Source organism: Pseudoalteromonas sp. QJM3NY_12 (assembly GCF_056173165.1).
In genome coordinates, this window is record NZ_CM149661.1 from 1,316,950 (window position 1) to 1,343,707 (window position 26,758).

Below are 26,758 nucleotides of genomic sequence, written 5' to 3' on the forward strand. Positions count from 1 at the left end.
CTAATCTCTTATTTTTGGGGTTCGTTTTCTAAATAGGTTGGGTTGCCAGCCAAAATGAAGTGCGCCCAATCTTAGAAAAACGGTTACCAATAATGAGCCTATAATGCACCATAAATAAGGGACATCCAATAAAAATAGCGCGGCATAAGTTAAGCCTCCTGCAAAACACGCGGTGGAGTATAGCTCTTCGCGCATCACCAGCGGTACTTCTCTACAGATCACATCACGTATTAAGCCGCCAAATATACCCGTCGTCATTCCCATTGTAAGCGCAACCACCATGGTTGTACCTTCAATTAATGCTTTTTCAATACCGACCACATTAAAAATAGCCATACCGATGGCATCAACCAGTAACATGTAATAGTTAGACAGGTCGGGCAAGTGGCGAATAAACATAACGGTGACAAAAATAGCGCCATAGGTGGCATATAAATAATCGGGGTTGGCTATCCAAAATACAGGTTGGTTAAGCAGAATATCTCTGAGCGTGCCTCCGCCTAACGCAGTGACTGAGCCAACAACGACAACACCAAATCCACCAATATCTTTGTCGTGGCCTAATAATGCACCTGAAATTGCAAAGAATGCCACGCCAATAAGGCTTAAAAAATTAAAATACTCTGCTGTCATTGAGGTGTCCTTACCAAGTTGAGAATTTATATTAGATATTAAAGGTAAGTGATTGGGGATTTATATTAGCTGAATAACACTCTCTATGACACAAGCACAAGGTTATTAGCCCTGTGCTTCTATGATGGGTTGTTATTGTAAGTAGTCAACGACCAGTTGAGATAATGATTTTACGCCAAGTTGTAAGGCATTTTCGTCAACATAAAACTGAGGTGAATGATTACTTGGCGCTGTTTTAGCGTTTTGATCTTTTGGAGTGACGCCTAAAAAGTAAAACAGTCCAGGGGTTTCTAGCGCATAATAACTAAAGTCTTCTGCACCGGTAATCAAATCTGTGGTAATAATGTTGTCAGCACCTGCAATACGGGCAAGTGTAGGGGTCATTTTTTGGGTCAGTGCAACATTATTTACTGTTACAGGGTAACCATGATCTATATGCACATCAGCTTTAGCCCCCGCGGATTCGGCAACCAGTTCAGCGGTTTTAGCTAAACGTTTTTTAATATCGGCACGCATCGTTTGATCAAAGGTTCTAATTGTACCAATAAGCTCTACATTATCGGGGATAATATTTGAGCGTATGCCGCCGTTAATCGCGCCAAATGAAATAACAGAAGGCGCTTTAGTTACATCTACCTGGCGAGAGGCAATTGTTTGAGTTGCCATTATAATTTGTGATGAAGCAACAATGGGATCTACGCCATTCCAAGGGCGTGAGCCATGAGTTTGACGACCCGTTACGTTAATTGTGAAAGAGTCTTCACTGGCCATTAGAGGCCCTTCTCTAAAGCCAATTTGACCAGTATTAAGTGAGCTGGTGACATGCAAGCCAAACACCGCTTCAGGTTTTTGTTTAAATAAACCTTCTTTTAGCATTAGCTCTGCGCCTCCTTCTTCTCCTTCGGGGGCACCTTCTTCAGCCGGTTGAAATACAAACAGTACGTCACCCGCTAACTGATCTTTAATTTTTACCAGTGACTCTGCTACGGCCATTAGAATAGCAACATGAGTGTCGTGCCCGCAGGCATGCATAACGCCTACTTCATTACCACGATAGGTTGAGGTTTGTTTAGAGGCAAAGGGTAAATCAACTTGTTCGGTAACGGGTAAAGCATCCATATCGGCACGAAGGGCGATTAAAGGGCCTTTTTTACCACCGCTTAATTTAGCCACAACTCCGGTATGCGCAACACCAGTTTGTACTTCAAGCCCCAGTGATTTTAAATGGTTAGTAATGTACTTCGCGGTTTCAAATTCGCGATTACTCAGCTCTGGATATTGATGCAAATGGCGACGCCATGTAATGACTTTTTCACTTACACTTTGTGTTGCTTGTTCAAGTTGGGTGTTAATACTACTAGCAAAACTAGGCGCTGAAATTGCAGTAAATAAAACACTGCCAAAAATTATTTTTTTTACCATTTTAATTCCTTGGTTTTCATCGTGTGTAATTAACTTACGCTATTACATCAATAAAAAGTAGTGTTGTTTAATAGTTAACCACAGTTAAAAGAAAGTTTATTGATACTGCTTAAGAAGGGGATAAAGCTATTTTGTTTAACACAATAGTTTGGCGCTTTTGTCGTATTTTAACGCAAATATTTAGCTTTAACGGTGAAAATGATAACAAAATGTTGCATTTTTTAAATTTGTTCCCAATACTGGTCAATGCATTGCTTTTACCATGCACTGACAACAGCGTGTAACAAGCTAAGCATAATAAAAATATTCAATCAGTTAAGGATTAATATGAACAACACACACACTTTTAAACGCGCTACTTTATTTGCAGCAGCAATAGGGCTCTTAATGAGTTTTTCTGCGCTTAGTAAAGAGTATAAAGTAGTTTTAATTCATGGTTTGCAAGTATCCCAGCTTACCAATAAAGCAGGTAGTGATGTAGTACACGATGGCCAAAGCTATTGGCAGTCTTATTGGGTAAACCGTGCCGACGAGCGCATTGACTGGCCTGCGTATGAACGAATAGAAGGAAAAATTACTACAGATTGGGTATGGCCCAAGCTACAACAGATCTCTCGCTCAAATTTATGCGAGCCAGGCTGCGTGTTTGTAACCCACTCTACCGGTGACTTAGTTGCCCGATATATTATAGATAACCAGGAAAACTGGCTAGAAAACGCGGGTTTAAAACCGCTTAATATTATTGCTACCTTTGATTTAGCAGGTGCTGGTGGCGGTAGTGAATTAGCCGACTTAGCGGTGAGTGCGTTAACCGGCGCATCGTGGAATTTTGCTGTAGATGCTGCATTAACTTGGTGGCTAGGCAGTGAGGTTAATGAAGCGGTAGGTGTTTTACATGATTTAAAAGTTAATAATGCACGTAGAATCGCGCCATTACCTGATGCGCGCACACCGCGTTTACGCTTTGTGGCCGATGGTAATGCATACTTAGGTTTAACGGCTGGTTTTTTGCGTGGTAACGATGATTCGGTAGTCGCTACTCACTCATCATGCGGTGCAAGCTCGGTAAGCTCATTTGGCAGTTGTAGCGCCAATATTGATACCAATGGGCGTTTAAAATCACAAGGTGATGCTGTTAGTAGTTTCATGCCATACCATTATCCATTAATGATGACTAACAGTTACAGCCATAACGAAATTCAACAAGCGCAGCACCAAGGTAATGTAACGGTGGCAATGAATAATATTAGCGTGGCTGGCGATACATTAGGATATGAAACTGTCGATGAAACTACCGGTAGCTGGTTTTGGAAAAAACAATACCGCTATGTAAAAGGCTCTGATAATTTGAGTGCTTCAACGCTCATATATAATGTGATCCCATAAAGGTGATTGTGCGTACGGCTTTATATGCTGCACGCTTTTGATACCAATTCGCTTTATGCAGTTATTTATTTTTAGGTAAGAAAACCTGAATGCAAATAGCAACAGGTTATCGCTCTAACAATGATTAACTGCTAGGGTCTGTTGACCTTTGCGGATTACAATTTGTTCAAACTAGGGGCGGTTTAATCGCGGCGCGAGGTTTGTAACCTAGTGGGCTAAGTCAAAACCGAGCAACAAAGAGTAAATCGCCCCTAGGCAGAACCCGAAGGGCTGCGCCTGTTTGGTATTGATGCTGCGTTATCGCCTATTTATGGGGAATAACCACACCACATAGGCTCTGCCTTGCCTAAATACCAAACAGACTGCTGCAAATTCAACCTTGAAAGGTCAACAGACCCTAGTATTTATAGGATAAATAACAATGAAAAAATCCTACGTTATTGTTTTAGTAATAATAGTTACCGGCTTGATGTGGTTTTTAGGTAAAGGCAATGCTAGTTATTCAGTATCGCAAACAACAGCTAAAGAGCATACAAAAATACCTGAATTTGTTGCTATGCCGGTAAAAAAAGAGGCATCAGCAGTTAAATTAAGCATAAAAAAAATGCCTAAAGAGCAGCATGAGTTTAATGAAGATATAGCTAAAGCAGCATCGGCGGTGGCGCAGCAATATCAACAAAACCTAGTATTCCCGCCTTATTCGCAACCTTTAACGGTACATGATGAAGACCGGCTAAAGCCAAATCAGTTTTTCCCGGTTACTAGCCCTGTAGGAGAGCAAGGCGGGGAGTTAACCTTAAGTTTATCTCAATATCGCTATGTCTATCCGCAAGTAATTGAATTAACCATAAGCGCACAAAATTTAGGTAAAGCACAGGTAACACTCAGTGATACGGATACTAAACAGCCGTTAAAAACACACAGTGGTGTTGCTCGTGACAATGAACTTGTAATTACGTTTAAAGGTGAGGAAGACTATCCTCGCAATTTACAGTTATTAGTTGAGGCCGACATTGCGGGTAAAATGGTCCCTGTGGTGGCACAAATACAATATATGCCGCCTAGTGCAACCCTAACTAGTTTTGATAACGCATATCCACGTAATGATAATATGATAGTGCCTGCTAACTTAAAAGTGATTAAAAGTGGCTTATATCGCTTAAGAGCTAACCTATACAGTGGTACTTCGCCATTAGCGCATTTAGTTGCTAAAGCACGTTTAAATGAGGGCAGTGAACAAATTGATTTTAAAGCGCATTGGTCTGTTTTGCCTAAGCAAACAAATGGCTTACGATTGAGTGACTTTGTTATTGAACGTATGTCGCCAAGTCCAGGTGAGCGAAACAGCTTTGGGCAAAGTAAAGTGAGTGAGTTTACTATTGAAGATTTTGCTTATGATAGCTTACAGCAGCTGCCTTATCAGGCGAATAAACAAGAATTGCAGAGTTTAGAGTTTTTACAAGGATTAGCTGCCGGTAAGTAGCAGCATAGAACAGAGTGAAGGGTTTGCATTACTGCAAACCCTTAAAAAATTAGCTTAAATTAATTGTAACCACGTCGGCTTGTTCTGTTTCATCTTGTTCAGGATTAACTGGCGCTTTTGGAATATCTGGTTTATCTAACGCGATATCTCCACCATCAATAACGTCACCGGTTTGCAGATTAGCAAAATCAAACAATTGGTTATCAGCTAAATGCGAAGGTACAACATTTTGCATGGCAGTAAAAATACTTTCTATACGCCCTGGGTGCTCTTTATTCCATTGTTCTAGCATGTTTTTAGTGTGCTTACGCTGTAAGTTTTCTTGTGAGCCACATAAGTTACACGGAATAATAGGGTAGCCTTGGCTAAATGCGTATTGACTAATATCGGCTTCTTTACAATAAGCTAATGGGCGAATAACCATGTGTTCACCATTATCGCTCATTAGTTTAGCCGGCATACTTTTGAGTTTGCCGCCATAAAACATATTTAAAAACAAGGTTTCTATCATGTCATCGCGGTGATGACCCAGTGCGATTTTAGTAGCGCCTAGCTCTTTAGCTGTACGATATAAAATACCACGGCGTAGACGAGAGCAAAGTGAGCACGTTGTTTTACCTTCAGGAATAATATCGGTAACAATACTGTAGGTATCTTCTTCGACAATTTTGTATTCAATATTTAAATTATCAAGGTATTCAGGCAGTACATGCTCAGGGAAGCCTGGTTGTTTTTGGTCAAGGTTAACCGCAAAAAGGTCAAACTTGATAGGGGCAACACGCTGTAAATGTTGCAGCATATCGAGCATAGTGTAACTGTCTTTACCGCCCGATAAGCACACCATGATACGATCACCTTCTTCTATCATGTTAAAATCCATGACAGCTTGACCTGTGAGGCGGCGTAAACGCTTTTGAAGCTTATTTAAGTTGTGTTGAGCTTTGGCTTGAGCAGAATGAGACACTACGCCCCCTTATAAACAGTACGGCAAAATTAATTGCTAAAAATAAAGGGGCGTATTATATGCCATATGTAATATCACAGCTACAGCAAACGTTAACTTTCTGCGAGTGGGCTTACATAGCCGTCAGGTTTCAATGCAAGTACATCACAATCGAGGCTGTCAATTACATGCTCAGCGGTGTTACCCACTAATGCTGCACTTAAGCCGGTACGTCCCACAGTGCCAATAACCACTAACTCACTATTTAAACGATTTGCAACATCCGGTATCACATCTTCTGGCAATCCCTCTTCAATAAAGCATTGATCAGAGGTTAGGTTAAACTCGTTAGCTAGTTCATTGGTTGATTCAATATGATGTTTTTTAACTGATTCATTGTAAAGCCCAGGGTTAAATTCTGGGATTTCTATGGCAATATTTACTGGTGTAGCAGGGTAGGCATTGACTAAGTTAAGTTTAGCATTAGCCAGTTCACATAAAAATTGTGCATCTTTAATTATGCGTTTATTAAGTGATAAGTGCTGCTCATTTTCACTGACTGCATTTACTGCAGCTAAAATATTCCCCTGTGCTGGCCATTGCATATCTTTGACAAATAAAACGGGAGTTGGACACTTTCTTACTAAGTGCCAGTCTGTAGGAGTAAAAATAACCGCTTTTAGTGCGCCGTGTTGATGCGTACCTTTGATAACTAAGTCGTATTTATCATTGATAACGGTATTAATTATTGCCTCGTATGGGCGATTATGCCAAATAACTTGCGTATCAATATTAATATTTTGGTAAGGAGAGACCAGATCTTTAAGCCATAGCTCGCGATCTTTGAGGACGGCTTGACGCATTGCTTCACGTTCATCGCCTGATAACATAGTGGTCATTTCGTAAGAAAAATCGTAAACCGTCATAAAGGCGGTAATGCTTGCACCCGATTTTTTGGCTAAATCTATTGAACGCGCGAGGGCATTTTGATCGTCTTTAGTTGGGTCAATAACCGCGATAATACGTTTAATCGTTTCCATTGTGCTACTCCATTCACTTAACAGTTATACATTCAGTGTAACGCAAATACACAACAGTTAAAGGGGGAAGCACTAAGATTATTGTTCTATATCAAGAAATAAAGTTTCTCTAATTTTAAAACTCTTTATGTTGAATAAAAGCATGAAGGGCTTTATAAAAATTTAATTATTCTCAGGTTTTATTAAAGTGTTATCTTCTACAGTAAATCCACTCGTTTTTTTCACAAAGCCCACTTCAGGTAGTAAGTTATAAACGTTATCTTTAATGGTAGAAAACAGATAACTCTTTCCACCTCTACTGAATAAGTTAATAAGATAGCAATATTTTTTTTCAGGATAAACGGTCATATCAACGTTAATAAAGTGATTGTTATTGATATAAATGCCTCTAACGTATTTGTCATCTATTAGCTCGTCGGTTACATCTGACTGTATTCTAATGCCTCCCTTAGAACGTAAAATAGTGTTGTGAGTAAAATAAATATTTCCCCAATTAAAAGGCTCCGTTACACTTCTTGGTTTATTTGGGTAAGCATTGAGGATAAACTTATCACTGTCTATAAAGGTATTAGCAATAATTTTTACGTTAGAATAATAAGTAATTTCTATAGCAGTGCCTTTGGTGTTTTTGAAAGTGTTATATCTTACTAGAGCCTTTGATACAGGTTTAACCGTTGCAAATTTCAATGATCCCTTCAATCCCTCAAAAATATTATCTTCAACTGTAATATCATGCGTACCTCCATAGTTATTATTCCACGGGTGAGTAGTTGTTACTTGTGTGACATTTTCAAAGTAATTATTACGAATATCAATTCTGAAAGAATTTATATTCGCATCATGGGATGATAAATGTGAAGATGTTGCTCTTATAGCCGCATCACCAAAATCATAAAAGTGATTATGTTTAATTGAAATATCTTCGGAGCCTGCAAAAAGGATACCTTGCTCACCCCAAACATAATTAATTTTGTCTGTCGTTAACCCTCTAAAAATAAAACCATTAATTTCTATGAAGCGTGAATTATAAAAGGATAAAATATATTCTCCTTCAAATTGGTCACACTTTTTTAGTATGACGCCAGCATTAGCGGTGATAGTAATGTTACTAAGGTTTCTGACGATAATAGCTGAACATATATCGTAAACTCCTGGTTTGTCTATTTTAAGCTCAGAGTTTTCTGCAGTGTTTAAAATCAAGTCTTTTAGTGCTTGTGAGTCATCAATTCCATCATCGGGGATCATAGAGCTTGATACTTGACTACTAAATAAAATACTTAAAGAAAGAGTGATAAATAGAAATAAAGAATAAGGCATAAGATTGTCCTTCTATATAAGAGTGTAATAGGACGTAGTTGCTTTTATGTTAGAAAATGAGCTAGATAAGTAATTATCTTCATCGACTCTTAAAAGTGAATGGTTAATACCTCTACTCAAAGTGTTAGTAGAGATAGAGCATAATTGCAATAATTACGCTCTGATTTAGGGGGGATTAATTTTAAAATGAGAAACTATTATTAACGGGGTTTTATAATAGCAGCTGTTTTTGCAAGCGCGTCATTATCTAAAATAGTAATAAACTTACCTTCTACTTTGATTAAATCTGCTTTTTGAAAACGGCTCAATAAACGGCTAATAGTTTCAACAGTTAAACCAAGGTAGTTGCCAATTTCACCGCGGGTCATGGTAAATCTAAATTCTTTACGTGAAAAACCACGTTCACCAAAACGCTCTGATAAATTATAAATAAAACTCGCTAGACGCTCTTCGGCAGACTTCTTATTGAGTAATAACAGCATTTCTTGATCGTAGGTTATTTCACTACTCATTAAGCGCATAATTTGTTGGCGTAGCTTAGGCAACTTACCAGCGAGTTCATCAAGGGTATCAAAGGGGATTTCACATACCATTGAGGTTTCTAGTGCTTGAGAAAAGCTTTGGTGCTGCATTTTATTAATGGCATCAAATCCAACAAGGTCGCCAGCTAAATGAAAGCCGGTAATTTGTTCATCGCCTTGCTCAGACAATGTATACGATTTAAACGAACCCGAACGAACCGCAAAAATTGCATTTAAAGGCGCGCCCGATTCAAATAAGTAGTCACCTTTGTGTAATGGTTTTTTTCGCTCAATGATCTCATCAAGTTTATCCATTTCTTGGCCATTTAAAGAAAATGGTAAACATAACTGGCTAATACTGCAGTTATTACAGCTAATGGCACAATTACCTTTAGCACGACTTTGAGAAAAATCCATAAGTTCAATCCGTTAAATTTCTATGCACGACATTTTATAATGTTAATGCACTAGCTTATCTGTTGCAATGATCAGAAGGTAGATACCATACCAAATGATAACACTGCCTAATGTTATTCGTGTCCATGGGTGATTAAAAAGCGTATTTAGCTTTTGTGCAGCCATACCTAAGGTGATCATGGCAGGAAATGTGCCTAGAGCAAATGCCAGCATAACTAAAGCACCATTAATAGCGTTGCCACTGGTCATTGCCCAAGTAAGTGCAGAGTATACTAAACCGCACGGTAACCAGCCCCATAACGCGCCATAGCCAAGGGCTTTAAAAGGCGAATCAATGGGCATTAAATATTTATTAAGTTTAATTAAATGCTGCCAAATGAGGGTTTTACCCAGTTTTTCGAGCCACTGTAAGGTGGCGGCTAAGCGCATAATATAAATGCCAACCAGTAACATAAAAGTACCGGCTAAAAATGACAGAAATAATGAAAAAGCAGAATTTTGCGTAGCAAACTGGCTACTAATACCCGCAACAAGGGCTCCTGCTAGCATATAACTTAAAGCTCGACCGCTGTTATAAGCTAGAGAATATAACCACGTTTGACGTTTATTGCTGGCAAGTTGTAATGAGCTGGCAATACCACCACACATAGCAATGCAATGACCACTGCCAATTAAACCCATTAAAAAAGCGCTAACAAAAATAGGGTCAATCATTACTTTTATTGTGCTGCTCTTTGTCGTCTTCAAACAAAATACTGTGGCCTTGCTTGTTTAAATCAGAGAATTGCTCGCCTTTTACTGCCCAAAAAAATACGCCAATAGCAATCAATACAAACAAAATAGCGATAGGAACTAAAATATAAATTATGCTCATAACTTTAATAGCCTTAGTGAATTACATATCACAATAATAGAGCTGGCAGACATACCAATAACGGCCATCCAAGGAGCAACTAAGCCCATAGCCGCTAGCGGTAATATAGAGCCATTATATAATAAAGAAAGCGCCAAGTTTTGCTTAATTATACGTCGTGTTTGTTTAGCAATAGTTAACAAATGCGAGATTGAAGCTAAGTCACTGTTAAGCAATACAACATCAGCACTGTTTTTCGATATATCGGCACCGGTTTCCATGGCGATAGATAAATGGGCACTGGCAAATACTGGGCTGTCGTTTACGCCATCGCCAACCATAGCAACAATTTCACCTTGCGATGACCAGTGATCAACGGCATTTTGTTTATCTTTTGGACTGCAACTGGCAAGTACTGAATCAAGCTTTAACTTTTTAGCTACTTTGGCACCCGCATCAGATGCATCACCAGTTAGCATATGGCAACTAAGGTTAGCCGCTTGTAAAACATTAATTAGCTTATCGGCATCAGCTTTAACTTTATCTACAAAGTAAAAGCGTGCAACAGCCTGCTTGTTTATATAAAGCGTGGCTTGTGCGTTGGTTTTCTTTGTATCAAACCAGCCACTTTTACCAATAGCGTAATGGGTATTATCAAACTGGGCGCTTATCCCAATGCCTGGGTGGAGTTGTACATCGTCAAATTTACGCTGTCCTTTAAACTCCTTAAATGCACTGGCAATAGGGTGTTCAGAATAACTTTCAAGCTGGGCTGCAATATCAAGAATTTGCTCTTTACTGTAGTTATCATCAAGTATGTCAATCACGTCGAGGCTAAATTTACCTTGTGTAAGCGTACCTGTTTTATCAAAGGCAAATAAAGTGAGCTTTGATAGCGTTTCGAGCACATGCGCTTGCTTTATTAATATGCCTTTGCGGGTTAAGGTTGCTACAGCACAGGTTAATGCGGTTGGAATTGCTAAACTTAATGCGCACGGGCAAGTGGCCACTAACACCGAAATAGTGATCCAAAATGCAACGTCAGGGTCTACCTGATACCAACCAATCGCAGTTATGGAGGCAAATACTAGTAATACAGCAACAAACCACTGCGCCACTTTATCGGTAATTTCAACCAGTCTTGGGCGTTTTGTCAGGGCATTATGTTGCAGGCGAATAATTTGATTAAGCAGGGTATTTTGGCCTAGCTTGTTGATTTTTATTTCAATTATACCATCATGATTAACCGTGCCTGCATACACGTTATGATCAATGTACTTTCGTACTGGTTGATGTTCGCCGGTCATCATCGACTCATCAACACTGGTACTGCCTTTAACTAATATGCCATCAGCAGGAATGGTTTCGCCTGCCTTTATTAACACAATATCGTTAAGTTTGAGTTTTTTGGCGGCAATGATGTGCTCATTACCGCGTTCATCGAGCGTACGGGCAGTAAGGGGTAACAACTTTTGCAAGTTAGCAGTGAATTCATTGGCTTTTAAACGCGCTCTAAATTCTAAGTATTTACCTAATAAGAGTAAAAAGGTAAACATACAAATAGATTCAAAGTAAACCTCGCCTACTTCCATTACTGTGGCATAACAGCTAGCGCCATAAGCACCAAAAATAGCCAATGATACTGGTAAGTCCATATTCAACTGTTTTGCTTTTAAGCCATTAATTGCATTACTTAAAAAGGGCAGGGCGCTGTATAGGATAACGGGGGTAGCGAGAATTAAACTGATCCATCTAAAGTACTGTTCAAAATTGCTGTCCATTCCAGAGAACATGCCAAAGTACATTGCAAAGGCAAACATCATCACTTGCATGGTCATCAAACCTGCAACACCGAGACGACGAATATACGCTTTGGCAGTTTGCTGCTTTTGCTGAGCTTCTAAATCAGATTGAAAGGGGTACGCTTTATAACCTATTTCAGCCAATGAGGTAATTAGCTCACTTAAAGGCGTGGCGCTTTTATCCCAGTGGATCATGGCACGATTTGTTGAGGTATTTACATCAACGCGTTTTACCGATTTAAGGTTTAATAATTGCTTTTCAATTAGCCAGGCACAGGCGGCGCAGGTTATACCTTCAACACTCAGTAATACCTCAGAGTTGTTGTTGTGCGTACTAATAAATTCATCTTGGATATCTTCATTGTCATAGCTTTTAATAAAAGCGAGCTGTTCAGGAACCAGTTGCTCTACTTTGCCGGCACTTACGGTGCGGTATTTGTAGTAGTCGGTCATTCCTTGGTCAATGATGTTTTGAGCAACCGCTTGGCAGCCAATGCAACACATTGGCTCAGCGGTATTGTCTATAATAACGTGTGCGTCAAACCCTGCCGGCACACTTTCAAGACAATGAAAGCAATTTTTAGACATACTAAATACTACTTATAGTTAGGAGTAACTAAAACGGTGGTTGTGGTTGGTAAAGTGACACTTTCTTTCATTTTCCAACTAGCATCAACAGGTTCAATAAACACTGAGTAAGCACCAGGCGTGTAGCTTTCTAATAATGCAGTAAATTCTTGATTAGCATTTGGAGTGAGGGTAGCTTCAAAATCATGAGCTTTTATAGTGCGATGAAAAAACGATAATTTTAGCGCGTGAATGTTGCTCGTATCGCCTTTAGTAAATTTAAAGCTTACTCGCTCATCAGATACATTTAGGTCACCATGTAAATATAAAGCTTTTGCTTTATCAAATTTGATCAGCTCTAAATTAATTGCTTTGCCTTTTTTATAATAGTCATCAACGACCATATCTGGGCCGTTACCAATGGCTGTAATAAATAAACTAATGCAGCCAATAATTGCAGCTAGAGGGAAGAAGATTAAAAACCAAGGCCAAAAATTTTTATACCACGGAGTCGGTTGCATAGTTGCTCTAAAATTGATGAATGTGCAGCTATATTATAATAAATAAAAGAAAAAGACTAAAAAAAAGCCTCCGAGTGGAGGCTTTTTTGATCTGTATTAATCTATTGAAATAAAAAGATTAAAACTGAAACGTTTTGTTAACTTTATCGTTATTTTTCTTGCGATAAGCTATAAACGTAAGCAGTTAATAGGTGAATTTTGTCTTCGCCTAAGATCTCTTTAAAAGCAGGCATTACACCAGCACGGCCGTGGTTTAGTGTTTCTTCAACAGCACGTTGAGAACCACCGTATAACCAAATGTTATCAGTTAGATTAGGTGCACCGAACGGTAGGTTATGCGCAACTGAGCCTTTACCATCTGCACCATGACAAGCTGCACACATCGCAAATTTCGCTTTACCTGCCGCGGCATCTTTTTGGTTAACAGTACGACCAGATAGGCTAAGTACGTAAGCCGTCATTTCTTTAACGCCTTGCTCGCCTAATGCATCACCCCAAGGAGGCATTGCTGCAACACGACCTAAAAGTAACGTTTCTCTGATTTTGTCAGGGGTACCACCATATAACCAGTCGTTATCTGTTAGGTTAGGGAAGCCTGTACCACCACGAGCATCAGAGCCATGACATTGCGCACAGTTTTGAGCAAATAAGCGTTGACCAATTTCAACTGCTAATTGACCTTGCGTTTGTTCATGTTTAGTGCCATTTTCAAGAGCGATTTGCTGAGCTGCATCACCCGCTAATTTAGAGTCAACCAATTCTAAAACAGGGGTTTTTGCCAATTCATTGAAAATTGGGCCAAAACGCTCTTCAGCGGCGCGGTATTCTGCATCTAGCTTTACAAAGCGACCGTTTTCTTGAGCGTCTACCACTGCTTCTTTCGATTCAGTTAAAGAGGTAACACCTTGATTTGAGCTGGTCCACTTTGCTAAGCCTTCCCAGTTACCTAAACCTGGGTAAGCTGCTAAGTAATAAACAGACCATACAAACGTTGCGAAGAACATGTAAGTCCACCATTTTGGTAGTGGATTGTTTAATTCTTCAATGCCGTCAAACTCATGTCCACAGCTTTCACCTTCTTTTACACCTACATAGTTTTTTAAGTTCCAAACTAGTAGACCAAAGATAATGATTAAGCATGCAAGGGTTAATACAATAACCCATATACTCCAAAAGCTAGTCATTTCTCAGACCCCTTTTCCTCGTTAGAGAGTGTATTGTTGTGTTTTTTTTCATCTTCAAATATGACATTAGCAGCGTCTTTAAAACGACTTTTACTACGCTTGCTATATGCCCATCCAACAATCACAATAAATAATACTAAAATTACCAGAGTCAAAATGCCTCTGTATGTCCCGTAGTCCATAATAATCTACTTCAAATGTGTGCCAAGTTGTTGCAAATAAGCAATAAGGGCTTGCATTTCTGTTGCACCTTTACCGTCATTCATTGCGTCAACTTTAGCAATGTCAGCGATTAATTCCTCGTCACTGCCATAACCTAAACCCGGGTGTTTTGGGTTTTCTGGGTTAATAGCAAACGTGTCACGGAAAATTTGTAGCTTTTTCAGAGTCAGGCTTGTATCAAGCGTGTTCTCTGCTAACCAAGGGAAGCCTGGCATATTCGACTCAGGAACCACTGCACGTGGGTCAACTAAGTGCGCATAATGCCAGTCATCTGAGTAACGTTTACCTACACGTGCTAAGTCAGGACCAGTACGTTTAGAGCCCCACAGGAATGGGTGATCCCATACTGACTCACCCGCAACCGAGTAGTGACCGTAACGCTCAACTTCATCACGAAATGGACGAATCATTTGTGAGTGACAGTTAGCACAACCTTCACGCACATAGATGTCACGACCTTCAAACTCAAGCGCATTTAACGGGCGTAACCCATCAACGGGTTTAGTTGTGTCGTCTTGGAACATTAGCGGAGTAATTTCCACCAATGCACCAAAGCTGATTGCGAAAACAGTCAAGATGGCCATAAGGCCGATGTTTTTCTCGATAATTTCGTGTTTATTTTGCGAATTTTTATTGCTCATTATCTGACTCCGTTATGCTAACTGCGCTTGTTCATCAAGTTCTAGCGAGTTATTTTTCGCTGAAACTGTACGATAAACGTTATAAGCCATAACCAGCATACCTGTAACGATGAATACACCGCCTAAGAAACGCATAACATAGAAAGGATGAGAGGCTTCTAACGACTGAACAAAGCTGTACATTAATGTACCGTCAGAGTTAACTGCACGCCACATTAGGCCTTGCATTACACCTGAAATCCACATTGCAACAATGTATAAAACAACACCCACTGTGTGTAACCAGAAGTGTGTATTGATTAATTTAATGCTGTACATACGACCTTGTGAGAATAACGCTGGAATAAGGTGGTAAATTGCACCGATAGAAATCATTGCAACCCAACCTAATGCACCTGAGTGTACGTGACCTACTGTCCAATCTGTGTAGTGCGATAACGCATTTACAGATTTAATTGCCATCATTGGACCTTCAAACGTCGACATACCGTAGAAAGACAATGAAACCACTAAGAAACGAAGTACCGGGTCAGTACGTAACTTATGCCATGCGCCTGAAAGTGTCATAATACCGTTGATCATACCACCCCAAGACGGCACGAATAAGATAATAGACATCACCATACCTAAGCTTTGCGTCCAATCAGGAAGCGCAGTGTAGTGAAGGTGGTGAGGACCTGCCCAAATGTAAAGCGAGATAAGTGCCCAAAAGTGAACAACCGATAAACGGTATGAGTAAACTGGACGACCCGCTTGCTTTGGTACAAAGTAATACATCATACCTAAGAAGCCAGCAGTAAGAAGAAAACCTACAGCATTGTGCCCGTACCACCACTGAACCATCGCATCAACCGCACCGGCGTAAATTGAGTATGATTTAGTTAGTGAGACTGGAACAGCCATGCTGTTAACAATATGAAGTACTGCAACAGTAATAATGAAACCAGCATAGAACCAGTTAGCTACATAAATATGAGCCACTTTACGTTTAGCAATAGTGCCCATAAATACAACAGCGTACGTTACCCAAACAACAGCAATTAAGATATCGATAGGCCACTCAAGTTCTGCATACTCTTTAGAACTTGAAATACCCATAGGTAGAGTAATTGCTGCTAGAACAATCACTAACTGCCAACCCCAAAAGGTGAAGGCGGCTAATTTATCTGAAAGAAGGCGCGTTTGACATGTACGTTGTACGACGTAATAAGACGTCGCAAAAAGAGCACTTGTACCAAATGCGAAAATTACTGCGTTCGTGTGTAACGGACGAAGTCGAGAGTAAGTTAACCATGGTGTGTCAAAGTTAAGTGCTGGCCAAGCTAGTTGGGCAGCAATCAGAACCCCAATACCCATGCCAACGATGCCCCAAATCACTGTCATAATAGCGAATTGGCGTACAACTTTATAATTGTACTCAGTTTGTGATGCTACTGTTTGGCTCATTTTCTGGCTTCCGCTGCAATAAATGCGTTTAGAAATGAATTACCTACTTGTTAAAGTAGGACCTACTATTATTCCAAAGTATACTATCTAAACCCCACAAAATGTGGTTGTTAAAGATAATAATCTCAAGAAATACTTGTTTTTTTTGCGGTTGAAATGATAAATTTTTTGGCCTTAAAAAGATAGGTCAATTGCGTAATAATATGACATCAATCAAACTTTATTGAGTTGCTGTCTATTTTTTGAGGTGATTTGTACCTTACTCACTCATTAAAGCCGATAATCAACCAACTTGCCCTAAATGTTGGGCCCATACATTAGATATTTGAGAACCTGCATGTATATATATAGAGTATGCTTACTTTCTTTTCTATTATTTTTACTAGGTTGTGACTTTTCTGGATCAACATCAACATCAACAGCAAAAGTAAGCCAATCGCAAACTGAGTGTAAAAATAACAAACCATGTCATTTTGAAAATCAAGTTAAGGTTTGGTTAAGCGAAGAAATCTTATCACCAGAGACACCGTTTTCAATTTATGCTCACTTACCTAATGATCTAACAATAACAGCGGCTAAATTGGAGGGAGTAACTATGTATATGGGTTACATTCCATTGCAGTTTACTAAACAAGATAATATTTGGTTAGCCGATACTATGGTTGGTATTTGCTCAGAGCAAAATATGGTTTGGAAATTAGTGCTCACTGCAGTTAATGAAAGCACTTCGGTTAACCAAACGGTTGAATATTATTTTAATGTTACTTACTAAAATGTTTTAGTTTTCAATTATTCATAATCGCACTATTTTTTGTGTAACACACTCCTGAGGCATAGTTTCTTTCCTAGCCGATGTTAGGGTCTGTTTTATGCTCAGCATAAAAAAGCTACATTCATTACTAAGTTAAAGCGCTGGGACTGTAAGCGCAATGATACCCAATAATCAAATCTGATCAGCGCTATACCAACATATGCAATAAAATACTTTTCTTCTATTACACCCTCGTTTTGCTATTACTCCTTTATAGGTATAGATCTAGATTGAAACTCTCAATAAACATAAAATTTGCACGATTAAAACTTTTAGTAAAAAAATTCAGACTAAATAAACAATCTACTTGCATAAATATGGTTAGTAATTAACACCTAGTTTTACCGTTTTAATAATGAGCTGTGATTAACATGTTAATTTACCTATTAAGGGCACATTAATGATTAAATTACATTTGATTACAAACTCCATATATTTGATTTCACCTATGTTTTTTATGTGATTGCGCTTGGTTAAGTTCATGACTTTTATCTGTTTTTATTAATTAACAATGAAACATGCTGTAACCTTTGTCCCTTTCATGGGGTACCTTAATTTTGGCTGTTTATATAGTGATCTTCCGTTAAGTTTTCGTTCAGTTAAAGGCGCCTAAGTTGCCCCCGCTCACTCAAAATTCTCATAAAAGTGAGCGTTACCAATTTAGGTAAATTTCAACAAGTAGGGTTCATCCATGAAAAAATCAACTCTTGGTTTAGCTGTAATTGCAGCAATCCCAATGTTCTCAAGTGTTCAAGTTTTAGCTGCAGACGAAGCAGTAAAGTCAATTGAAAAAATTCAAGTAACGGGTTCTCGTATCAAGCGTTCAGACATGGAAAACGCAAGCCCAGTTACACTTATCGGTGCTGATGACATTCAAGCTATGGGTGCAACAAGTATTGATAGTGTTTTACAAAAAATGACCGCTACGGGCGGTGCAATGACCAACCCAGGTATTAATAATGGTTCGGGTGGCAACGCACGTATCGATTTACGTGGCTTAGGTGCTAACCGTACATTAGTACTTGTTAATGGTCGTCGTATGATTGCATCAGGTACTGGTGCAGCATCAACGGTTGATTTAAACACCATTCCGGTTTCGATGATCAAACAAGTAGAAGTACTTAAAGATGGTGCATCTGCTGTATACGGTACTGATGCGGTAGCAGGCGTAGTCAATATTATCTTAAAAGATAATTTTGAAGGCCTAGACATGAACGTAAATTCTGCAATTACCGGTGAAGGCGATGCAACAGAAAACTCTATAGATTTCACTGTGGGTAGCTCTTTCGATAAAGGTAATATCGTTATCGGCATGCAGTACACAGATCGTGGTAAAGCATCACAAGCAGATCGTGACTTTTCAGATTGCCCAATCGCAGAAGATGCAAACGGGTTAAACTGTAACGGTGGTTCTGTTTATGCTGAGGGTGGTCACATTTGGCAAGACAGTACTACAACAGCATTAAACGATAAAGGCGAAGAAGTTAGCGTTGGCTTAGCACAAGGCGACAACGGTTTAAGTGGTCAAGGTGGTCTACACCCATTTACTGATGCTGATCGTTACAACTTTTCACCAACAAGTTACTTATACACGCCAATGGAGCGTTTAAATTTAACGGGTATTGCAACTTACGAAATTAGTGATGATACAAGTTTATTCGCTGAGTTCACTTACACCAAGCGTTGGTCAGAGCAGCAAATGGCACCACAACCTGTATGGTTTGGTTTTAAATATGATGAATCAATGGGTGACTCACTTCTTGGTCAATCATACACAAGTAAAGTAGACCGTAACGGTGATGGTTACGCAGATGTAGATGCTGATGGTAAATACATTACTGAATCTGCAAACTATGCGTACGGTGATGACCTTTTCTACGGTCGCCGTATGTCTGATACTGGTCCACGTATTTTTGAACAGTCAGTTGACACTGTTCGCGCCGTTGTTGGTGCTGAAGGTTTTGTAGGCGATTACTCTTGGGACGTTTCAGCGAACTTCGGCCGTAACGATTCGGTTGATAAGTTAAGTAACTTACACAACATGGGTGCGATCGGCGATAGTATTTTACGTACCGTAGATGGCGAAGTTGAGGGCACATTTAACCCGTTAGATCAGTCTGCTTGGACTTCAGAAGATTTCCGTAAAAATGTATACACAGAAGTAAATAATGGTGGCAGCCAGTTATTCATTATCGCGGCATCTGTTTCTGGCGAGTTATTTGAATTACCTGCAGGTTATGCAGCATTTGCTGCGGGTGTAGAGCGTCGTCAAGAAAAAGCGTGGTTCACACCAGATTCACTAACTGCGCAAGGCCTTGCAAATGACCCTATGGTTGAACCAACAGCAGGTGGCTTTGATGTAAACGAAGCCTATGTTGAATTTGCGCTTCCACTACTAACAGATGCACCATTTGCGCAAAATGTAGAGCTTAGTGCCGCTATTCGTGCATTCGACTACAGCACGTTTGGTTCTGATAATACATGGAAATTAGGTTTAACATGGAAAGCAAATGATGAATTAATGCTACGCAGCGTTGTTTCAACGGCTTTCCGTGCTCCAACGGTTTCAGAATTATACTCAGGTAACTCTCCATCATTTAATCAAGTTGAATTCCCTGGTGCACAAGAGCAGGCTGAAGTAACTGTTGGTGGTAATGATGCATTAACACCAGAAGAAGCTGATACATTTACTGCGGGTATCGTGTATGAACCGCAGTGGTTTGATGGTTTCTCAATGACACTTGATTACTACTCAATTGAAATTGAAAACGCAATTGCAACTGTAGACAATCAATACATTGTTGATCAGTGTTTAGCTGTAGACACTAATGCAGGTTCTGCACTATGTCAGTCAGCAAATGTAAATCTAGACTCTACGGGTCGTATTACTTTTAACAACCAATTACAAAACATTGGTTCTGAAAAGACATCGGGTGTTGATTTAAATCTTGCATACAGCTTTGAAGCAGTAGGTCTTAACTGGAAAGCGGGCTTAGATACAACTTACTTAGATGAATATGTTGTAGAAGTAACTGGTTCTCCTGTTGATTACGCAGGGTTAGTAACATCTGGTTCAGGTGGTTACGCAGATCTTAAGTCAAACCTAACCATTAATGTGTCTGGCGATAACTGGGATGCACAATACCAAATGCGTTACATCGCGGGTATGGATAGCTACGCATGTCTAAATAAAGACACGTGTTATGCACCTACAACACCATCAGTTATCTATAGTGACCTAAGTGGTAGCTACCTAGTAAATGATACTGTTTCTCTTACTGCAGGTGTAAACAACTTGTTCGATAAACAGCCTCCTTACTACACTGGTAACAATGATTCAAACACTGACCCGTACACATACGATGTACTAGGTCGTCGTTTCTTTGCAAACGTAAACGTTAAATTCTAATTTTAACTAATTAGAACCACTAAAAGGCCTAGTTTTTACTAGGCCTTTTTTGTTGAACAAAATTAAAGAGGCACGTAAACTCAGGTAAGTAAAATTAGGAGGCACCATTGTTAAAGCAAGACGAAAATTTATCGTTTGTTATTGAACCGCAATTATCACCGCGTGCAGAGCAGCGTCTCGATCTTTATTTTTCTATCCCAAATGAAATGGGAATTAATGCACAAACACTCAGCGAAGAGTCTTACTTTAATAACCAATTTAAATCTTTTGTAGCCTATAACGCGAATAACATTCACCTTCCATTAGTGCGAAGCCGCTTTGTGAGTAAAAACAAAGGTGAGCAGCAAGATTACCGACAAAATTTAAATTTATATTGTTATCAAGTACGTCTCGCCATTGATGCTGATATTAAAGATGCGTTAAAAATTCAAGAAAGCGATGAATTTTATCAACGGGCCATGGAGCTTTGCGAGCAAAGCCAAAGCTTACTCAGAAAACTCAGACGTTACACCCCAGATAACGAAAAGCTGATCCCGTTTTATACCAATGCTGATAATTACCTAAGTTGGCAAATTGAACAAACTTTTTTAAAGCTGCTTGATGAAGGGCCGCGCAGTAGCGATCACGCAAAAGAGCGAAATGACTTATTAAACTTTTGTAAGTCAGAAAGTGACTACCGAGCAGAGCAACAATATAATTCTGACTCAACACTTAAAGACGCCAACAGAATCACTAATAAAATGCGCCTATTGCAGCGTTTAATAGAGCATGGTGTGATTTTGCAGCGCCAAACCCGTTATCTTAATAGTTATTTAAAACGCTTGGTAAAAGGCTCTGTAACAGCCGTTATAATGGCTTTTGTGATGGTGGTTATTTTAAATGCACGTTCTACCTTTACTGAAATAACCGCTTCACTGATTTTGATTTTAGGGGTTATTTACGGGTTAAGAGAGATATTTAAAGAGGATATCACTCGTATTATTTGGCGTGCTATTGTGCGAGGACGGCCAAAATGGCGATTTATTTTTAAAAACAGTATTACAAAAGATAAAGTAGCGAGTCAGTTTATTTGGTTAGAATATACGCGGTTTAAAAAAATCCCTAAAGAAGTGAGGAAAATTTTCTCTAAGCGTCGTCAGCAAAATAAACAGGCGGCGCAATGGCTGCATTTTGCTAGTGAAACGCGGGTCAGTGCTAAAGAATTTTTGCCAGGCTACGATAGCTTACAACAAACATTGCAATTTAATCTTGCACCATTTGCACGTTATTTAAAAAAGGGGGAAGGGAAGCTCTACCATTTAGAAAATAATAAAATCTCTAAGCAAGGAGTTGAAAGACGCTACCAATTAAATATGGTACTCGTTCAGACTGAATCTGATAATGCGCTGTATCAGCGCTATAAAATCACTTTAAATCGCAGTAAAATTGTTAATATAGAGCTGATTTACACCAGCGACAGTAAAAAAGAGGAATAACACAGGTTATTCCTGTTTTACTTAAACTAAACTATTTATCCGTTAGTCCTTTTTTGCTGTATAGCGTTACTTTGTCTGATACTAAGGTAATTTCGATATTTTTAGCGTCATTACCCCAAGTACAGCTGGTATGCAGTGTTTTTTCTACACAATTATCAGCACTGCCTAAAAGAGCTTCAACTTCTGTTTTATCCATACCTATTTTAATCTTTTCGTAATTTTCTAAGCTTACTTTTGAGCAAGCTGCAAGACTGAGTGCTGCAAAAATAATAAAAAGTTTCTTCATTGCTACTTCCTTTGAAATGAGTATTGTTAATGATTAAATTTTCGAATTTGCACAATCATCCCCATACGAGGGTGATCAAAATAATGAATGTCTTCACTAAACACCCGTCTAAACTGTGAAAAGCGGGCTGACTCTAGATCGCCATTGTTACGTCTTTCATTTATATCAAAGTGTGCATTAATGAATAAGTAATGGCGCAAATGTATTTTGAATAGGCCATCTAATTCCCATTTCATTTCGGGAGATTGAACTTCGTCAAATAGTGGCTCAGGCGTATTTATTAAGCTAATAAAATCAGAATCTGCGTAGCTAATCGTGGTGTTCATATTGTTTTTTAATTGGCTGCCTGCAAACAAGTGAATGCTAGGCGAACGTAATTTGCTCGCACCTTCAAATCGCCACCCAGTATGTAATAAAGGAGTTAACCCTTTACGGTCTAGGGCTTGGCGTTGTGATTGAAACTGCAACTGCTCAGGGGCTAACAGGTAAGTTTGCTCCATCGTCTCTTGTGCAGGTGCTTGAGGGATCACTGGCAGTACATCGTAACTCTTGACATAATCAATGCTGTCGTTACACGCTGCTGACTGAGGGTTTGAGTTGACTAGAGTGTCAGCAAAGGTACGCTTTTGAAAACGCGGATCGCCGTTTATACATGCGTCCATTGCTTGGCTTTTATAAACAGGGCTTAGTAAATCTAAGGTGTTTTTATCTTCAATGGCGTCGTGCTTTAAGCTAAAGTCTTCTTGTAGGTATGGGGCAAAGGGTTGTTTAAATATCAACACTTCTACTTCAAACCAACGCTCTGCAAATGCAGTACTACTAAACAAGCAGCATAAAACAACCAGCGATTTTTTCAGCAACATTAATGGCTAACCTTTTTTTCGAAATCTGCAATCATAGCAGTGATCATTTTTAAGCGTTCACGGGCATTCGCCTCGCTAATGGCAAAGCGTAATTTATTTGCGCCATCCATCTTATAAATATGTGGCGCACTTTGTATCAAACCAATAATGAAGCTAGGATTAACCTTAGTGTTTTGACTAAACTCAAAGTAGCCCCCTTTCGGGTTAGCCTCTATTTTGGTTATGCCTAGATTACTCGCTTGCATCTTTAGTTGTTGTAAACTAAATAAGTTTTTCGCTGCATCGGGTAATAAACCAAAGCGGTCTATTAATTCTACCTGCAGCTCATCAATATCAGCAAGGTTAGCACAACTTGCTACTCGCTTGTACATACCTAAACGCGCGTTAACATCATGAATATAATCATCAGGTAACAAGGCAGGTAACTTTAAGTCTACTTCTGTTTGTTTTTGTAATAGATTTTCAAGGGTTGGCTCTTGACCATTTTTAAGTGCGTTAACGGCTTGCTCAAGCATTTCCATGTATAAATTAAAGCCAATGGTTTGCATTTGCCCTGATTGATCATCGCCTAATAGCTCACCCGCACCACGAATTTCTAAATCATGAGTTGCTAAGGCAAAGCCTGCACCTAAATCTTCCAATGATGCAATCGCATCTAAACGTTTTTTCGCATCTTTAGAGAGTGCCTTAGGGTTACCGGTAAGTAAGTAAGCATAGGCCTGGTGATGGCTTCTACCTACACGTCCGCGCAACTGGTGTAGCTGAGCAAGACCAAGTTTATCGGCTCTATCCATAATTATGGTGTTTGCTGTGGGTACATCAATACCGGTTTCAATAATCGTGGTACACACAAGGACATTGTATTTTTGATGATAAAAATCGGTCATTATTTGCTCTAGCTCTTGCTCTCGCATTTGACCATGTGCAGAGGTTACTGTTGCCTCAGGCACCCATTCGCTAATTTCTTGAGCGACACGTTCAATGGTTTCTACGTTGTTATGTAAAAAGTATACTTGGCCGCCACGTTTAATTTCACGTAGTACCGCTTCGCGAATAAGCTCTTCGTCGCGTTGGCGTACAAAGGTTTTAACCGCTAAACGTTTAGCCGGTGGAGTGGCAATAATTGATAAATCACGCATGCCACTCATCGCCATGTTTAATGTACGCGGAATAGGGGTTGCGGTCAGAGTGAGTATGTCTACATCAGCTCTCAGAGCTTTAATTTTTTCTTTTTGACGAACCCCAAATCGGTGTTCTTCATCAACAATTAACAGGCCTAAATCTTTAAAGTTGATATCTTGTTGAATCAATTTATGAGTGCCAATAACCACATCTAGCTTGCCATCATTCATTCTTTCAAGGGTTTCTTTTTGCTCTTTGGCCGAATTAAAACGCGATAGCACCCCCACTTCAATTGGAAAATCAGCAAAGCGGTCTTTAAAATTATCGTAGTGTTGTTGAGCAAGTAGGGTGGTAGGGACTAAAATAGCCACCTGCTTATTATCGTTAACCGCTACAAAGGCTGCCCGCATAGCTACTTCGGTTTTACCAAAACCAACATCACCACATACTAAACGATCCATGGCTTGTTTTGACTGCATGTCACCAAGTACCGCTTCAATGGCGTTACGTTGATCATCTGTTTCTTCAAACGGAAAGCTATCACTAAATTGGCGATAAGCTTGGCCATCAAGCGTAAACTTATTACCAGGCTTAGCCTGGCGTTGTGCGTAAATATCGAGTAACTCAGCAGCCACATCACGGACTTTTTCAGCGGCGCGTTTTTTTGCTTTATCCCAGGCATCAGAGCCGAGCTTATGCAGTGGCGCACTGGCCTCTTCACCCCCAGAGTAACGACTAAGCATATGAAGTGCCGATACCGGCACATACAGTTTTGCTTCACCTGCATAAGTAATGGTCACAAATTCAGTCACCACACCGGCGGCATCAATCGTTTGCAGCCCTTGATAACGGCCCACACCATGGTCAAGGTGCACAACCGGTTGTCCTTCTTTAAGCTCTGCTAAGTTACGAATTAACGCGTCTTGGCTTGCTTCATACTTGTGCTTACGGCGTCTGCGTTGTGATACTTTGATCCCAAGCAATTCTTGCTCGGTAATAATGCTCAAGCTTGGTTTAGTACTAAGCACCACACTTTGCTCAAGCGGACTGACAATTAAACCAACGTCATTACTGCTGTTGGTAAACTGCTCAAAGCTATCAAACTCTTTAAATTTTAAGCCGCTGGGTTTTAATATACTCAGTAATGATTCGCGTCGACCGTCCGACTCAACACTAATAACCACTCGGCCTTTTTTCTTTTTTTGCTCGGCTACATAATTAATAAATGCATCGTAAGGTTGATGTTGTTTATGATCGATGCGTACATTAGGCAATTCATTAACTGCGAGATTTTTATTGCCCGCTTTTGTGCCTAACTTTGCTTGCGATAGACGAATGCGGCCATAATTGCCTAAATTAGAAAACAGCTCATTAATTGGCTGATATAACTCATCGGGTGGTAATAGTGGGCGCAGAGGGTCTACTCGGCGGTTCTCATAGCGTACATTAACATCGTGCCAAAAGTTATCTGCTGCATGCTCTAAATCTCCTAATTGCATGACGGTTGTTGAGTCAGGCAAGTAGTCGAAAATGGTTGCTAAGCCTTCAAAAAATAGCGGCATGTAATATTCTATACCTGCTGGCCAATTACCTTTACTGACCTGCATGTAGACTGAGTCTTGCTCAGCACTTGCGCCAAATTTTTCACGATAGCTTATTCTGAAACGTTCAATATCTGATTCGTTAGTAGGAAACTCATGAGCAGGTAGTAGCTCAATTTTTTCTACTTTTTCGTCTGAGCGCTGAGTTTCCACATCAAATAAACTGATGGTATCAAGCTCATCATCAAAAAAGTCGAGCCTAAATGGATGCTTACTCCCCATGGGGTATAAATCAACAATTGAGCCGCGTATAGCGTACTCGCCATGCTCCATGACTTGTTGCACATGTAAGTAACCCGCTTGCTCTAAATTGTCCCGCAGGGCATGGGTATCTAATCTGTCGCCTACTTTAAAATTCAGCGTTGAGCCGTATATAAATGATGCAGGGGCAGTGCGCAGCATCAAGGTTGATACCGGCACAATGAGCACGCTTTGTTGCTCTTTTTTCAGTGTATTGAGTGTTGCTAAACGTGCTGAAATAATATCTTGGTGGGGCGAGAAGTGATCATAAGGCAATGTTTCCCAATCTGGAAAAACCATTACTGGGTTATCAGGCAGCAAGTACTCTAATTCTGTTTCAAGGCGCAGAGCACTTGGTGTATCAGGGGTAACAATTAACACTAAGTTGTCTTGCTGCTTAACACCTTGTGCAATAGCAATGCTTAAGCCACTGCCTAGAAGTTCGCCCCATTGAATTTTATCTTTTTGAGATTTTACCCAAGGCAAGGCTGCCCATTGCTCAAACGCCATTAATTACTCCATTAAATTAGGCTCTTAACGAGTAAGAGCCACA

Annotated in this window: 22 protein-coding genes; 5 read left to right on the top strand and 17 right to left on the bottom strand. The window is 39.7% G+C overall.

Going from position 1 to position 26,758, the window contains the following annotated elements; all coding sequences use genetic code 11:
- Both AC0VZ5_RS06170 and AC0VZ5_RS06175 read right to left on the bottom strand, forming a co-directional pair.
- Complete coding sequence (locus AC0VZ5_RS06170; RefSeq protein ID WP_193049667.1) at positions 1–633, bottom strand: trimeric intracellular cation channel family protein; 633 nt, start codon at positions 631–633, stop codon at positions 1–3.
- Positions 634–765: 132 nt separating this feature from the next.
- Positions 766–2,055, bottom strand: coding sequence for an amidohydrolase (locus tag AC0VZ5_RS06175; protein ID WP_475474582.1), 1,290 nt, complete (start codon positions 2,053–2,055; stop codon positions 766–768).
- Between the two features lie 327 nt (positions 2,056–2,382).
- Here AC0VZ5_RS06175 and AC0VZ5_RS06180 point away from each other — a divergent pair, with 327 nt between their 5' ends.
- On the top strand, positions 2,383–3,441 hold the full coding sequence (locus AC0VZ5_RS06180) for a hypothetical protein (protein ID WP_475474583.1): 1,059 nt from the start codon (positions 2,383–2,385) through the stop codon (positions 3,439–3,441).
- A gap of 421 nt (positions 3,442–3,862) precedes the next feature.
- Positions 3,863–4,924 carry a hypothetical protein gene (locus AC0VZ5_RS06185; protein WP_475474584.1) on the top strand — a complete coding sequence of 354 codons (1,062 nt, stop codon included), beginning with the start codon at positions 3,863–3,865 and terminating at the stop codon, positions 4,922–4,924.
- A 49-nt stretch (positions 4,925–4,973) separates the two neighbouring features.
- Here the strand turns inward: AC0VZ5_RS06185 and ttcA are convergent, their stop codons facing one another.
- From ttcA to ccoN, 12 genes are all read right to left on the bottom strand, one after another.
- On the bottom strand, positions 4,974–5,888 hold the full coding sequence (ttcA, locus tag AC0VZ5_RS06190; RefSeq protein WP_475474585.1) for a tRNA 2-thiocytidine(32) synthetase TtcA: 915 nt from the start codon (positions 5,886–5,888) through the stop codon (positions 4,974–4,976).
- Positions 5,889–5,980: 92 nt separating this feature from the next.
- Positions 5,981–6,907, bottom strand: a complete 927-nt coding sequence (gene uspE, locus AC0VZ5_RS06195) for a universal stress protein UspE (protein WP_475474586.1) — start codon at positions 6,905–6,907, stop codon at positions 5,981–5,983.
- Between the two features lie 162 nt (positions 6,908–7,069).
- Positions 7,070–8,224, bottom strand: coding sequence for a right-handed parallel beta-helix repeat-containing protein (locus AC0VZ5_RS06200; RefSeq protein ID WP_475474587.1), 1,155 nt, complete (start codon positions 8,222–8,224; stop codon positions 7,070–7,072).
- Between the two features lie 200 nt (positions 8,225–8,424).
- Entirely contained in the window at positions 8,425–9,162 is a 738-nt protein-coding gene (locus tag AC0VZ5_RS06205; RefSeq protein ID WP_138607043.1) for an FNR family transcription factor, read from the bottom strand.
- A gap of 42 nt (positions 9,163–9,204) precedes the next feature.
- The gene (locus AC0VZ5_RS06210) at positions 9,205–9,876 is read right to left on the bottom strand and encodes a sulfite exporter TauE/SafE family protein (RefSeq protein WP_475474588.1); all 672 of its coding nucleotides are present in this window, start codon (positions 9,874–9,876) and stop codon (positions 9,205–9,207) included.
- Positions 9,869–10,036 (bottom strand): cbb3-type cytochrome oxidase assembly protein CcoS, encoded by a 168-nt coding sequence (gene ccoS, locus AC0VZ5_RS06215; protein WP_008109812.1) that lies wholly within the window; start codon positions 10,034–10,036, stop codon positions 9,869–9,871. Before ccoS ends, AC0VZ5_RS06210 begins: the two co-directional genes overlap by 8 nt.
- Entirely contained in the window at positions 10,033–12,405 is a 2,373-nt protein-coding gene (locus tag AC0VZ5_RS06220) for a heavy metal translocating P-type ATPase (protein ID WP_475474589.1), read from the bottom strand. The genes ccoS and AC0VZ5_RS06220 overlap by 4 nt, the downstream gene beginning before the upstream one ends.
- 8 nt (positions 12,406–12,413) lie before the next feature.
- The gene (locus AC0VZ5_RS06225; protein WP_138607039.1) at positions 12,414–12,905 is read right to left on the bottom strand and encodes a FixH family protein; all 492 of its coding nucleotides are present in this window, start codon (positions 12,903–12,905) and stop codon (positions 12,414–12,416) included.
- A gap of 149 nt (positions 12,906–13,054) precedes the next feature.
- Positions 13,055–14,089 carry a cytochrome-c oxidase, cbb3-type subunit III gene (ccoP, locus tag AC0VZ5_RS06230; protein ID WP_178955714.1) on the bottom strand — a complete coding sequence of 345 codons (1,035 nt, stop codon included), beginning with the start codon at positions 14,087–14,089 and terminating at the stop codon, positions 13,055–13,057.
- Positions 14,086–14,271: a cbb3-type cytochrome oxidase subunit 3 gene (locus tag AC0VZ5_RS06235; protein ID WP_010389598.1), complete on the bottom strand. Its 186-nt coding sequence runs from the start codon at positions 14,269–14,271 to the stop codon at positions 14,086–14,088. Before AC0VZ5_RS06235 ends, ccoP begins: the two co-directional genes overlap by 4 nt.
- A gap of 6 nt (positions 14,272–14,277) precedes the next feature.
- On the bottom strand, positions 14,278–14,952 hold the full coding sequence (gene ccoO, locus AC0VZ5_RS06240; protein ID WP_008109817.1) for a cytochrome-c oxidase, cbb3-type subunit II: 675 nt from the start codon (positions 14,950–14,952) through the stop codon (positions 14,278–14,280).
- A gap of 12 nt (positions 14,953–14,964) precedes the next feature.
- A complete protein-coding gene (gene ccoN / locus AC0VZ5_RS06245) occupies positions 14,965–16,398 on the bottom strand; it encodes a cytochrome-c oxidase, cbb3-type subunit I (RefSeq protein WP_010389600.1) in 1,434 nt (477 codons plus the stop codon).
- A gap of 337 nt (positions 16,399–16,735) precedes the next feature.
- Between ccoN and AC0VZ5_RS06250 the strand changes: the two genes are divergently transcribed.
- The 3 genes from AC0VZ5_RS06250 to AC0VZ5_RS06260 all read left to right on the top strand — a co-directional run bounded on the left by AC0VZ5_RS06250 (position 16,736) and on the right by AC0VZ5_RS06260 (position 22,093).
- Positions 16,736–17,170 carry a hypothetical protein gene (locus AC0VZ5_RS06250; RefSeq protein WP_475474590.1) on the top strand — a complete coding sequence of 145 codons (435 nt, stop codon included), beginning with the start codon at positions 16,736–16,738 and terminating at the stop codon, positions 17,168–17,170.
- 730 nt (positions 17,171–17,900) lie between these two features.
- Entirely contained in the window at positions 17,901–20,618 is a 2,718-nt protein-coding gene (locus AC0VZ5_RS06255) for a TonB-dependent receptor (RefSeq protein WP_413401699.1), read from the top strand.
- Positions 20,619–20,725: 107 nt separating this feature from the next.
- The gene (locus tag AC0VZ5_RS06260; protein WP_198522988.1) at positions 20,726–22,093 is read left to right on the top strand and encodes a hypothetical protein; all 1,368 of its coding nucleotides are present in this window, start codon (positions 20,726–20,728) and stop codon (positions 22,091–22,093) included.
- 31 nt (positions 22,094–22,124) lie between these two features.
- On the opposite strand, the gene AC0VZ5_RS06265 is transcribed toward AC0VZ5_RS06260, so the two are convergent.
- The 3 genes from AC0VZ5_RS06265 to mfd are packed head-to-tail and all read right to left on the bottom strand — an operon-like array spanning position 22,125 to position 26,715.
- The gene (locus AC0VZ5_RS06265; protein WP_178955722.1) at positions 22,125–22,379 is read right to left on the bottom strand and encodes a DUF3862 domain-containing protein; all 255 of its coding nucleotides are present in this window, start codon (positions 22,377–22,379) and stop codon (positions 22,125–22,127) included.
- A gap of 26 nt (positions 22,380–22,405) precedes the next feature.
- Positions 22,406–23,242: a peptidoglycan binding protein CsiV gene (locus AC0VZ5_RS06270; protein ID WP_475474591.1), complete on the bottom strand. Its 837-nt coding sequence runs from the start codon at positions 23,240–23,242 to the stop codon at positions 22,406–22,408.
- Positions 23,242–26,715: a transcription-repair coupling factor gene (mfd, locus tag AC0VZ5_RS06275; protein WP_475474592.1), complete on the bottom strand. Its 3,474-nt coding sequence runs from the start codon at positions 26,713–26,715 to the stop codon at positions 23,242–23,244. The genes AC0VZ5_RS06270 and mfd overlap by 1 nt, the downstream gene beginning before the upstream one ends.
- Between the last annotated feature and the right edge of the window lie 43 nt (positions 26,716–26,758).